Raw genomic sequence first — 12,103 nt, forward strand, 5'->3', positions numbered from 1 at the left:
CATGTCCGAACTCATCGAGGCCGTGCTGGCCGACGCGCCCGGCGAGCGTCTCGCCGGTCTTCCGCTCCCGGAGCGTTATCGGGCGGCGTATATCCGGAAACAGGACGTCGGCATGTTCGGCGACGACGAGGCCGAGCCCGACGTCCGCCGCTCCATCCACGTCGGCGAGGTGGCGATGCCCGAGCTGGCGCCCGACGAGGTGCTGGTCGCGGTGATGGCCTCGGCGGTCAACTTCAACACCGTCTGGTCGGCCACGTTCCGGCCGGTCCCGACCTTCGCCTTCCTCGAACGCTTCGGCAGGCAGGGTCCGCGCGCGGCCCGGCACGACCGTCCCGAGCAGGTGATCGGGTCCGACGCCTCGGGCGTCGTCGTGCGGGCGGGTTCGGCCGTGGAGAACTGGGTTCCGGGCGACCGCGTGGTCGTGTCGCCCACCTACAGCAGCGGCCAGGTCACCTCCGGCGCCGGTGACGGGATGCTCGCCGACGACATCCTCGCCTGGGGCTACGAGACGAACTTCGGCGGGATGGCCGATTTCGCCGTGGTGAAGGCGAACCAGCTCCTGCGCAAGCCCGCCCACCTGACGTGGGAGGAGTCCGCGGCCAACATGCTGTGCGGGATGACGGTGTACCGGATGCTGGTCAGCCCCAACGGCGCGCGGATGAAGCAGGGCGACATCGTGCTCATCTGGGGCGCCGCGGGCGGGCTGGGCGGCTACGCGGTGCAGATGGTCAAGAACGGCGGCGGGATCCCGGTCGCGATGGCCGGGTCCGACGAGCGCGCCGCGTTGCTGCGCGAGATGGGCTGCGAAGCGGTGATCAACCGGCAGGAGTTCATGGACGCGCCGGGCGGGCTGAAGAGCCCGAAGGTGCTGCGGCGGATGGGCGAGGCGATCCGGCGGCTCGTCGGGGAGGACCCGCACATCGTGTTCGAGCACACCGGCCAGGAGACGTTCGGGGCGTCGGTCTATCTCGCGCGGCGGGGTGGCAGCGTCGTGACCTGCGGTTCCAGCAGCGGGTACCAGCACGACTACGACAACCGCTACCTGTGGATGAAGGTCAAGCGCATCGTCGGCAGCCACGGCGCGAACATGGCCGAAGCGCACGAGGCCAACCGGTTGCTGCGCCTGGGAATGATCGTGCCGACGCTGTCGGTGACCTATCCGCTCACCGAGGCCGGCGAGGCGACCAGGGCCGTCCAGCTCGGCAAGCACGTCGGCAAGGTCGGTATCCGCTGCCTGGCGCCCGGCGACGGCCTCGGCGTGGAGGACCACGAACTGCGGGCCCGCATCGGTGAGCGGCGGCTCGGGTTGTTCCGGAAGTACTGAGGTCCATGAGGGGGAGAAGTTCGATGCGGCCGACCCACAGTCCACTGAGGACGGACGAGCAGGAGCGGAACCGGCCCGAGCCGACCTACGGCGGCTACCTCGCCGTCGACGGGCTGCTGCGGCTGCAGCGACCGCGCAGCGTGCCGGAGCATCCCGACGAGCTCCATTTCATCGTCACCCACCAGGCGATGGAGCTCTGGTTCAAGGTGGTCATCCACGAGCTCGGCAGGGTCAGGGCCGAACTCGGCAGGGCCGAGTGGACAAGGGCGGTGGCCAGGCTCGGCCGGATCAACGCGATCCTCGCCGCGCAGACGGCGCAGCTGGGCACGCTGGGACATCTGGATCCCCAGGCGTTCTTGGAGTTCCGGGGTTTCCTCGGTACCGCGAGCGGTTTCCAGTCCGTCCAGTTCCGGGTGATCGAGGTCCTCAGTGGACTGCGGGACTCCGGCTACCTGAACGTCCTGCGGGCCGCGCACGGCGGCAGCCTCCCCGCCGAGATCGTCGAGGCGCTGGCCACTCCTGGTCTCGCCGAGATCGCGGGCGGGGCGGCGGACTGGCGGGCGGTGTACTCCCGCCCGGACGCGCAGGGCGCGCTCTTCCTGCTGGGGGAGGCGTTACTCGACTACGACCGGCTGTGGGCGGGCTGGCGGCACGAGCATCTGGTCCTGGTGGAGCGGATCATCGGGTACGACACCCGGGGCACCGGCGGTGCCTCGGCACGGTACCTGCAGGGGCGGCTGTCTTCGCGTTTTTTCCCGTTCCTGTGGGAAGTCCGGCACCGGCTCGCGACGGAGCACGGCGCCTGAACGGGCCGCTACCGGTGTTCCAGGACGGTCCCGACGGCGTCGAGGACCGACTGGAACTCCGGGGCGTGCGGGTCGATCAGCGCGAAGTGGTCGGTACCGGCGAGCCGGTTCATCGTGACGTCGTCGCCGTGCTCGATGGCCAGCCGGTGGAAGCGCTCGCTGACTTCGATCGGGACGCGGTCGTCCTGGTCACCGTGGAGCAGGACGCAGCGCGTGCCGAGGGGAAGCAGGCGGGCCGGATCCGCCGCGTGGTACCGGCGGGGAAGGTCCGCCGATTCCCCGCCGAGCAGCCGTCGCACGGCGCCGTCGTCCAGGTCGAGCCGATGCGCCATCGCGAGGTCGCACACCCCGGCGAGCGAGACCACTCCCTTGGCGCGCAAGGGTTTCCCGCCGGCGCCGGGACTGCCGGACGGCAGCCGGTGCCGTAGCGCCGCCCACAGCGCGAGATGTCCGCCCGCGGAATGGCCGAGCAGCACGGTGCGCGTTTCCTCGACGAGACCGCCGGTGAGCCGGGGCAGCGCGTCGAGCCCGTCGGCGATGTCGGTGAACGTCCCCGGCCAGCCGCCGCGATCCTGACCGGCGCGGTGGTATTCCAGCGCGGCGGTGAGATAACCGTGCCGCGCCAGTTCGGCGCACAGTGGACGGATGTGCGTGCGATCGTATTCCGCGGCCCAGAAACCGCCGTGGATGACGACCACAGTCGCCACGGTGGGACCGGGATCGGGCCACCACAGCTCGACGACGTGCTCGGCGCCCTCGCCGTAGCGCAGCGTGCTGTCGGATCGGCGGGCCGTCCTGCCCAGAACGTCCATGAGCCCCATCGGCGAATCCCCCCTGCCCGGCGACCGTCGTCGAGTATCCTTTGTGGACGGTCGTCGGCGACGGTTCACAAAGCGGGTGGATACGCGGAATCGAGACGGACTACCGTGAATACCCCAGTGACTTCTTCCCCAGCGCGCCGGTGATTTTCCGGCCGCCGTTCCACCATAGCCAACCGCCGTGACGCGGACAAGGCGCGGATTCCGCGGCGGTCAGAGGTCCCACGAGGCGAGAGGTTTGTCCATGGCGTTCACCCAGAGCAGCTGGGCGCCGGGTTCCAGGGTGGCGTCGACCAAGGCTTTCCCGCTCGCTCGTTCGCCGGGGCCGAGGTCCTTCAGCGGCAGTTCCGGGTCGGCGCCGGTCGCCGGGGCCATGCCGTCGGTCGCCTTGACCGTCTTGCCGGCCGCGGTCTTCATCCACACGTACAGCGAGTTGGTGCTGAACTTGCCGGTCTTGCCTTCGATCTTCAGGTCGAAGACGACGAAGGTGCCGCTGCGGGGCCGGATACCGGGGGTGGTGCCCTCCTTGACCGTGGCGACGGAGACAAGGGTGACGAGCGCGCTGTCCTCGTCGTCGGTGACCGTGATGGTCTTGCCGATCTTCTTCTCGGACTGGGCGGCCGGTTTCGGGTCGCCCGACGCTTCGCCGGTGGCCGGCGTCTTCCCGCCGGCGGTGACGGGGGTGGGGGCGGAGGTGGCACACGCCCCGGAGAACAGCAGGACGGCGAGCAGACCGGGGAGGAGGACGCGACGCATGATGGGGACCGAAAACCTTTCGCACGGTGGGAAAATTCCCGTTCACGGGACAGGTGCGTCATCCTGTCGCGGGACACCACACGGAGCCCATACAGAACGCACACCGCACCCCGATCCGGGGTGCGGTGTGCGTCAGCGGATGGCCGGGCGAATGCGGGTTACGCCGTCTGCCACAGCGAAGGCGTCGTCGGCGGTTCCCAGCCGGGCTGGGCCGTGTGCCCCTGCAGGCACACATAGGTCTGGCCGTTGTAGGTGACGCGGGTGCCCGCGGTGTACGAGGTGCCCGCGGCCCAGGTGGTGCCGCCCGGCGGAGTGGTCGGGGTGGTCGGCTGGGTCGGGGTCGTCGTCGGCTTGTTGCCCGGCACGCGCAGGACGAAGTCGTACGAGGCCTCCCGGCCGCCAGGGGCGTCGCGCACCGTCATCAGCAGGCGCGGGTCGAAGATCGTGTCGGTGTTGTTGCGGGGTTCACCGGGGAAGTAGAGCTGCGTGGTGAGGACCGGACGTCCCGGTGCCTGCAGCTTGACGTGGATGTGCCGGGTACGGCCGGGGTAGAGGCCGGGCACGATCGTGGTCAGGGAGAACTGGCCCTGGGCGTTGGTGAACTGGTGCCCGCGGAAGCGATACGTGGTGTTGTCGTACGCGCCGTCGTCGTCGGCCTGCCAGAAGTCCAGCAGCACCCGGTTCAGCGGCTGGCAGGCCAGGCCGAACACGTAGCCGGACACGGTCAGGTTGGTGCCGGGGTAGCCGGGCTCTCGTATCGAGGTCCGTTCCGGCGAGTTCGGCTTGAAGTAAGGACCTTCGGTCTGCGGGATGGTGGGCTCGTCGCCGTCGTGGCAGGACGGCGTCGGCTCGAGCGGGCCACCGGACGCTTTGGCGGTGCGCGCCAGCGCGGGCGCGCCGATCAGTGCGGCGGGGACCGCGACTCCCGCGGCGAGGGCCGCGCGCAGCACCGTTTTGCGGCTGTACTGCCGCTGGGCTTCGTCACCGGAGTCGTCGTGCGGGTGTCCGTCGGCCGTGTTGTGCTCGCCGTCCATGGCTGCTCCTTGTGGGGGCGTGGGAGATTAACCATGAACGTACGTCGGCGGTTCGGCGTGGACGATGGACTGGCGCCGCTGGTCGTGGTGATTTCACGGGGTCACGATGAAGGCACGGGGAGCAACCGGACGTCGCCGTCGCGGCGGAAATCGCCCGGGCTCATCCCCGTCTCCCTGCGGAAGAAGCGGCAGAAGTACGCCGGGTCCACGAAACCGACCCGGCCGGCCACCTGCCGCACGGTCAGATCCGTCCTGGCCAGGAGCCGTTTCGCCTCACGGGCGCGGGTTTCCCGGATGAGCTGCGACGGCGTCCGGCCCGTCGCCGCCTTCACCGCCTCGGTGAGGTAACCGGGAGTGACCCCGACGCGCTCGGCATACGCGCGGACGGACCAGAGCGCGAGATCGGTCCGGCCGGTGAGCCGGACGAACTCCTCCACCACCGCGCCGGCGCGGGCCGGTGTCGCGGTGCCGATGCTCTCGGGCAGCCGGGAAGCGCGCACGACGAGGATGTGGAGCAGCGAACGCAGCACCGACTCGGCACCCGGCGCGGCGTGCCGGTATTCGTCGTGGATCTCGGTGAGCAGCCGGGCCGTGGCGGCGTTCGTGGCCTCGTCGAGGGTCAGCCACGGCCGTTCGCTCAACTGCCGCAGCACATCCCGGTCCCCGGGGTGATCCAGCAGGAAGTCGTCGGTGAACAGCACGACGATCCCGGTCAGCCCGCGCGCGTTCTCCCAGTGGTGCACCTGGCCGGGCCCGAGCACGCACAGATGCGGCGGGCGCAGCTCCCATCGCGCGAGGTCGACGACGTGCGTTCCCGTGCCGCCGGTGACGTGGACGATCTCGTGGAACGTGTGGCGGTGCGGGAAGGACGCGCGGGAGTTCGGGCCCATGGTCTCGAACGTGCCGATGGCGAACGGCAGCGCGTTCGGCGTCGGCACCTCGAGCCGGTGCATCGGCAGTTCCCCCTCGTTCGACGCGTGACAGGACGCCCCCGGCAACACCGTGGTACCGCGCATCGTCCGGCTCCTCTCGCCAACGGACCGAAGGTCCAGACCAATCATGGGTGATCTCCCACGATGGCACGAGAGGACGCTCAGTTGAAGTGGGTGACGGTTTCTTCCGCCTGTCCGGCGACCCCGAAGAAGTCGCCGGTGGCGAGGTCGGCGCCCGCCGCGTGCCACCATCGGGCCTGGTCGTCGTCGGCGATCCCGTCGACGATGACGGTGGCGCCCGCCTGCCGGACCAGCGGAACGAGCGCGGCCGTGGCGGGCGGACCCGCGGCGAGCCGGGTGGTGAGGCAGGACCGGACCCGGACGGCCGCCAGGGGAAGATCTTCGACGGCGGTCAGGCCCGCCGGCCCGAGGTCGAAGTCGTCGAGCAGCATCCGGACGCCGAGATCGGCCAGCACGGTGAGATTGTCGACGGCTTCGTCGATCGGCAGCACTCCGGCGGGCATGCCGAGCAGCAGCTGCTCCGGGCGCAGGCCGACGTCGGTGAGCACCTGGTTCACGCGGGACACCAGATCGCCGTCGCAGGCCTGATGGGCGGTGAGACCGAGCAGCAACGGGTGCTCGAACCCGCTCCGCTGCCGCCACCACGCGATCTGCCCGCCCGAGGTCCGCAGAAGCCAATCGCCCAGCGGCAGGCTCAGCCCGGTCTCCTCGGCCAGCCGGACGCATCGCTTGTGCGGCAACGGGTCGAGCTCGGGAGGCGCCCAGCGGAGCAGTGCCTCGACGCCCGCGGTGCCGCCGTCGGCCAGCCGTGCCACCGGCCGGTACCACACGCTGATCTCGCCGTGTTCCCACGCGCCCGGCATGCTCACGGCGAGCGTCCGCTCGTCGCGCTCGGCGGCGTCCCGTTCCGGGTCGTACAGCTCCCACTGGCCACGGCGTCCCGCCGCCGCGCGGCGCAGCGTCAGATCGGCGGCGCGCAGCAGTTCCGCCGGATCGATGGTGGACGGCGGCCGGTGCACCACGCCGACGCTCACCGACACGGCGAGCCCGCGACCGTCCACATAGGCCGGTTCGGCGAGCTCGTCCTTGATCGCGGCCACGAGGGCGGCGACGCCGGGAGTGGTCGCCGAGTTCTCGATCAGGACGGCGAACTCGTCGCCGTCGAACCGGGCGATCATGGTCTTCTCGCGGGCCAGCACGGTCTTCAGCCGCTGCGCGACGTGGACGAGCAGACGTTCGCCGGACTGGCGGCCGAGGCTGTTGCACACCATGTCGAACGCGTCGGGGCGCAGCTGGAACAGCGTGGTGCCGTAGGCGGGATCCGCCCGCCGCAGCGCGTTTTCGAGATTCGAGGTGAAGTACTGCCGGTTGGGCAGGCCGGTCAGCACGTCGTGCAGGGCCTGCCGGCTCAGCTCGCTCTGCAGCAGCATCAGCTCGGTGCCGTCCTCGACCACGGTGACGAAATGGCTGGGCTGGTTGTCGGTGCCGCGCAGGAGCGACACGGTCAGCGAGATGCGGGCGACGTCGCCGTCCTTGCGCAGCAGGCGCTGCGACTGGCGGATCCGGTCCCGTTCGCCTTCGCGCAGTGACCGGATCGCCTCGCGCAGGACCTCCGTGGAATCCGGGTGCACGAAGTCGAGCAGCGCGGCGCCGGTCAGTTCCGCCTGGGTGTAGCCGAGCATCTCGCCGATCGCGGCGTTGGCGCGGGACAGCCGCCCGTCGAGATCGACGATCATGACGCCGCTCGCCGACGAGGTGACGACCTCGTCGAAGCGCGCTTCGCTCTCCCGGAGATTCCACTTCGCGTCGCGGACCGCCTTGAGCAGCGTCAGGTGCATGGTCTCCTGCTGTTCGAGGACGGCGCGCTGGCTCCCGGCGAGGAATCCGCAGGCGAGCGCGCCCAGCCCGAGCACGATCCGCTCGGCGAACCGCTCCGTGGCCTCGAACTCCGGCAGCGCCAGGAAACCCTTCCCGAGCACGTCCATGGTGCAGCGCAGTCCCGGCTCGCCGAGGTAGCCCAGCGCGACCAGCTGTTCGCCTGCTCGCTCGAACGGCTCAGTGGCGAACGGTTCCGCCCGTAACGCCGTGCACAGCCTGTCGAGCCGCCCGCCCAGTTCGCGGCCGAGGTCCTCCGCGCTCAACGGCACGACGACGACACCGCTGAGCAGATAGGCCCATTTTCTCGCCAGGAGTGCGCGGTCACGGCGGTCGTCCGGCGGTGGGGAAGGGCGGTGGTGGCTTGGATCCGACATCATGGTTCACCCTGTTGTGGTTTCCGGCCGAGCGGAAGTTTAGCTACCCGAAGTGCGTCCGCACAGGTTCCCTGGGGTGACCACGGGCCACGTTCGGGGAAACTCAGCGTATTGCCGGTGACTGTCCGCATCAATTCACGGTTTGACGCCAACACCGGCGTAGAGCAGCGTGTTCATCGCGGGCTGTCCGGAAATGTCGGCGGGTCCGTTCGGACGCCATTCACCACAGCCGACGAGCCCCGGCTCGACGAGGTCGAATCCGTCGAACAGCTCGGCGATCCGGCCGCGCGGGCGCGCGTTGACCTGGTCGGGGCTCTTGCTCCGCTTGATGACGTCGGTGACCTCGGTGAGCCCGGTTTCCTCGTTGTCGTGGCTGACGTGGGTGATCGCGAGGTGGCTGCCGCTCGCCAGCGCGTCGTGGTACCGCCTCATCAGGCCGAGTGGATCCGCGTCGTCCGGAATCCAGTGCAGCATCAGCAGCATCAGCAACCCGACCGGCTCGTCGAGGTCCAGTAGCTCCCGGACCGGCGAACTGGTGAAGATCGCCTCCGGCTCGCGCATGTCGGCGCGGACGACGGCGGCGTGGTCGTCGTCGGAGAGGATCAGCTCGCTGTGCGCGACGGCCACCGCGTCACGATCGACGTACACCACCCTGCACTCCGGATCCGCCGCCCGGGCGACTTCGTGCACATTGGCCACGGTCGGGATGCCGGAACCGATGTCGAGGAACTGACGGATGCCTTGACCCACCATGAACCGCACGACGCGGCCGAGGAACGCGCGGTTGATTCGCGCCGCTTCGCGCGCGCCGGGCATGACGCGTTCGATCTGCTCTCCCATCGCGCGATCCACCGCGAAGTTGTGCCCGCCGCCCAGGATGTAGTCGTACAGGCGCGCGACGCTCGGCACGGTGATGTCCACGCCTTGCGGTACCCAGTCCTGTCGTGTCACGAAGAAGCACCTCGACATATGTTGTGGGTGTCCGAGCTTAGCGATACGCGCGCGAGGCGTTCCGTTGCGCCATTAGTGTGACAGCGCGTCACCCACTCAGGTGACCGATATCGGTGTTGTCGTGCGGGATGGCGCGGCGAGGCCCTCACTCGTGAGGAGGAACCGTAGAGTCCACAGTGGACGCCGACGGGGTGTCCGCGCGGGGACTGCGGGAACCCGCGGACCCGGGTGCCGCCCGTTGTGCGTTCCGGGGGTAGCCGCTAACGTCCACTCAGCCCTCCGTCCGCCGCGGTCCGTGCCCGGCCAGCGGTGTTCGGGCAGCGAGACGGTGACGCCCGACAGGGGACGGACTTCAGATGTGCCTGCCGGAGCTCGGATTCGACGCGGCGCCGAGGCTGGTCTTCCGCCACGACGCCCATCGCGTGGTGACCGGGCACGGCGTCTACGTGCTCGTCCGCGGCGGGGGCATCCGGCTCGACGGTGCGGAGGCGGGGGAGTGGCTCGCCTGGCTCGTGCCGCTGCTCGACGGCAGCCGTACCTTCGCCGACCTGGCCGCGCCGCTGACGCCGCCGCGTCGCGAGTACCTCGCCGAGCTGGTGCGGACACTGGTCGAGGCGGGCGCGGTCCAGGAGATCAGCCGCGAACCGGTGTGCGAGCGGATCGTCTCGTTCCTCGGCTACTACCTGAGCACGCCCGCGCGGGTACCCGCGCGGTACCAGGACGGGCCGTTGACCGTCGCGGGCGGGGGCCCGCTGTGCGCGGCGATCGTCCACGCGGCGCGGCGGTCCGGCCTGCGCACGGTACGCCCGGTCGGCACCGCGGACGAGGCGGCGCTGGCGGAAGCGTTGCGCGGCACCGAGTTCGTGGTCCACGTTCCCGAACTACCGCGGCTCGCCGAGGCCACGCGGCTGGAACGGCTGTGTGCCGAGGCGGGCGTCCCGCTGGTGCAGCTCGCGGTGCACCGGGACGAGGCGTGGCTGACGGTACCCAGCTCGCCGGCGGTTTCCCTCGCGGGCGCCTGGCGCCGCCACACCGCGATCACCGGCGGAGTGCCGGACGACCCGCCGGGAGAGCTGGACGCCGCGACGACGGCCGTCCTGACCAGCCGGGCGATGCTGGCCGTGCTCCGTCATCGCACCGGCGGAGGTGAACCGTCGCCCGGGCTTCTCCGGATCCGGCTGGACACACTCGACGAAACCCGGCACGCCGTGCTCGCACACCCGTTCACCCGACCGGCCCTCGCCGAGAGCGCGGACGAATTCCTGGCCCGTGTCGCGCGACTGGCGTCGGCCGAGCCGCCGCCGGAGGAGGAGTTCACCGCCCGGATCGCGCGGCTCGTGGATCCTCGCTTCGGTGTGCTGGACGAACTCGACGGACCGCGCCGTACCGTTTTGCCGCGGCTGGCGCGCTACGGGACCTCGATGGTCGATCCGCGACGGCTGCTGGATCATACCGGTGCCCCGCTGTTGCCCGCCGATGCCGACCCGGACACCGCGTTACGGGAACTGCGTGCCGACGACGCTTACGTTTGGGGCCATGCCTTGAAAAGCGGCGACGCCGTACTGGTCCGCGCGGACCGGGTGTTCCCCGCGCTGGCCGCCGCTCCCGCGCCGGAAGCGGTCGGTGCGGCGGCCGGGCGCGAGTGGACGTCGGCCGTGGCCGAAGGCCTGCTCGCGCACTGCGGCCCTACGGCGAGCGTGTCCGACGTGCCGTTCCTCGTCGACGCGCTGGCCGCGCGCGGTTACCGGCCGATCGTCGTCCCGCTCGATCACGATCCGGCCGTGCACCGGCTGTTCCCCGCTGTGGTCCGAGTTCTGCTGGACCGGCGAGCCGACGGCTAGCGGCGCCAGCGGATCGGCAGGCTCTTCAGGCCGTTCTGGAAGTTCGACCGCAACCGCACCGGCTCACCCGCCAGTTCGACCTCGCCGAGCAGATCCAGTACCGCCTCGAACATCGCCCGCATCTGGACCCGCGCCAGCTGAGCGCCGAGGCAGAAATGCGGTCCGTGCCCGAAGGTGAGGTGATCATTCGGGGCGCGCGTGATGTCGAAGCGATCGGGATCGGGGAACAGCGCCTCGTCCCGGTTCGCCGAGGAGAACCAGACCACGACCTTGTCCCCGGCGCGAATGTCCACATCGGACAGCCGGATGTCCTGGGTCGCGGTGCGGCGAAAGTGCATAACGGGCGTCCACCAACGTAACATCTCTTCCACGGCGCCGGGCAGCAGCGAGCGGTCGGCCAGCAAGGCGCGGTACTGCGAACGGTGGGACAGCAGCGCGAGCATTCCGCCGGGCAGGCCGTTGCGCAGGGTTTCGTTTCCTGCCACGGAAAACAGCCAGAACAGGTTTTCGAATTCGGCGATCGAGACCCGGCCGCCCTCGTCGTCGACGTGCCGCATGAGGTTGCTCATCACGTCGTCGCCGGGATTTTCGCGCTTGTACTCGCCGAGCGCGGTCGCGTAGGCGTAGAGGTCCGGCATGCCCTCGCGGGTGCGCGGGTCGGGCATCACGCCATCAGGCCCCGGCGCCGGCCGGACGGCGAGAGCCGTCCGCGCGAGTTCTGTGACCTCGTCGGCGCGCACGGTCGCGCTGACCGCGTATTCGGCGTCCTGGTAGCCGATCACGCGGTTGCTCCAGTCGTACATCAGCCGCCGGTCCTGCTCGGGCACGCCGAACACCTCGGCGAGGGTGAGCAGCGGCAGGTCCGCGGCGACCTTGGCGAAGTCGCACTCGCCCGCGTCGGCGACCGCGCCGACGAGGTCGCGGGCCCACCCGTGGATCCGGTCGGTCAGCTTGGCGACGGCACGCGGCGTGAACGCCTTCGTCAGCAGCCCGCGCAGCCGCGCGTGCTCCGGCGGGTCCATGTTGAGCATCATCCGGCGGACGTACTTCAGATCCTCCGGCGTCGCGGGGTCACGGATCTGCGTGCCGCCGAGTTGCGAGGAGAACACCGCCGGATCGCGCAGCACCCGCCGGACGTCCGCGTGCCGCAGCACCGCCCAGAACCCGTCCAGCCACACCACCGGCGATTCGCGGCGCAGCCGGGCGAGCAGCTCATGGGGCACACCTTTGACGTAGGTGTCCGGATCGGTAATCACCACGGCTCGACCCTAGCCCGTCTCCGCGCGAGTCGACGGCGTCGCGGGCGGGGCGGGGGCGGCGGCGCCCGCTTCCGGCGGTGCGCCGGGCCCCCGAGACGCGCCCCCCGGC

Annotated in this window: 10 protein-coding genes; 3 read left to right on the forward strand and 7 right to left on the reverse strand. The window is 70.5% G+C overall.

What is annotated here, in order from left to right; translation table 11 throughout:
* Window position 1 precedes the first annotated feature (1 nt).
* Both ccrA and ACFWY9_RS06110 read left to right on the forward strand, forming a co-directional pair.
* Window positions 2-1,324, forward strand: a complete 1,323-nt coding sequence (ccrA, locus tag ACFWY9_RS06105) for a crotonyl-CoA carboxylase/reductase (RefSeq protein WP_378327293.1) — start codon at window positions 2-4, stop codon at window positions 1,322-1,324.
* A 23-nt stretch (window positions 1,325-1,347) separates the two neighbouring features.
* Complete coding sequence (locus ACFWY9_RS06110; protein WP_378338280.1) at window positions 1,348-2,130, forward strand: tryptophan 2,3-dioxygenase family protein; 783 nt, start codon at window positions 1,348-1,350, stop codon at window positions 2,128-2,130.
* An 8-nt stretch (window positions 2,131-2,138) separates the two neighbouring features.
* Here the strand turns inward: ACFWY9_RS06110 and ACFWY9_RS06115 are convergent, their stop codons facing one another.
* The 6 genes from ACFWY9_RS06115 to ACFWY9_RS06140 form a co-directional block, all read right to left on the reverse strand.
* On the reverse strand, window positions 2,139-2,951 hold the full coding sequence (locus tag ACFWY9_RS06115; RefSeq protein ID WP_378327291.1) for an alpha/beta hydrolase family protein: 813 nt from the start codon (window positions 2,949-2,951) through the stop codon (window positions 2,139-2,141).
* A 210-nt stretch (window positions 2,952-3,161) separates the two neighbouring features.
* Window positions 3,162-3,704 carry a hypothetical protein gene (locus tag ACFWY9_RS06120; RefSeq protein WP_378327290.1) on the reverse strand — a complete coding sequence of 181 codons (543 nt, stop codon included), beginning with the start codon at window positions 3,702-3,704 and terminating at the stop codon, window positions 3,162-3,164.
* A 158-nt stretch (window positions 3,705-3,862) separates the two neighbouring features.
* Window positions 3,863-4,738 carry a carbohydrate-binding protein gene (locus ACFWY9_RS06125; RefSeq protein ID WP_378327289.1) on the reverse strand — a complete coding sequence of 292 codons (876 nt, stop codon included), beginning with the start codon at window positions 4,736-4,738 and terminating at the stop codon, window positions 3,863-3,865.
* 101 nt (window positions 4,739-4,839) lie between these two features.
* Window positions 4,840-5,754 carry an AraC family transcriptional regulator gene (locus ACFWY9_RS06130; protein WP_378327288.1) on the reverse strand — a complete coding sequence of 305 codons (915 nt, stop codon included), beginning with the start codon at window positions 5,752-5,754 and terminating at the stop codon, window positions 4,840-4,842.
* Between the two features lie 77 nt (window positions 5,755-5,831).
* On the reverse strand, window positions 5,832-7,943 hold the full coding sequence (locus ACFWY9_RS06135; RefSeq protein WP_378327287.1) for a putative bifunctional diguanylate cyclase/phosphodiesterase: 2,112 nt from the start codon (window positions 7,941-7,943) through the stop codon (window positions 5,832-5,834).
* A gap of 135 nt (window positions 7,944-8,078) precedes the next feature.
* Window positions 8,079-8,912 carry an SAM-dependent methyltransferase gene (locus ACFWY9_RS06140; protein ID WP_378338281.1) on the reverse strand — a complete coding sequence of 278 codons (834 nt, stop codon included), beginning with the start codon at window positions 8,910-8,912 and terminating at the stop codon, window positions 8,079-8,081.
* Window positions 8,913-9,250: 338 nt separating this feature from the next.
* Between ACFWY9_RS06140 and ACFWY9_RS06145 the strand changes: the two genes are divergently transcribed.
* Window positions 9,251-10,735 carry a hypothetical protein gene (locus tag ACFWY9_RS06145; protein ID WP_378338282.1) on the forward strand — a complete coding sequence of 495 codons (1,485 nt, stop codon included), beginning with the start codon at window positions 9,251-9,253 and terminating at the stop codon, window positions 10,733-10,735.
* On the opposite strand, the gene ACFWY9_RS06150 is transcribed toward ACFWY9_RS06145, so the two are convergent.
* Window positions 10,732-11,994: a cytochrome P450 gene (locus ACFWY9_RS06150; protein WP_378338283.1), complete on the reverse strand. Its 1,263-nt coding sequence runs from the start codon at window positions 11,992-11,994 to the stop codon at window positions 10,732-10,734. The two genes, ACFWY9_RS06145 and ACFWY9_RS06150, sit on opposite strands and share 4 nt — an antisense overlap.
* Between the last annotated feature and the right edge of the window lie 109 nt (window positions 11,995-12,103).

This window comes from Amycolatopsis sp. NPDC059027 (assembly GCF_042739735.1).
Taxonomy (GTDB): Bacteria; Actinomycetota; Actinomycetes; order Mycobacteriales; family Pseudonocardiaceae; genus Amycolatopsis.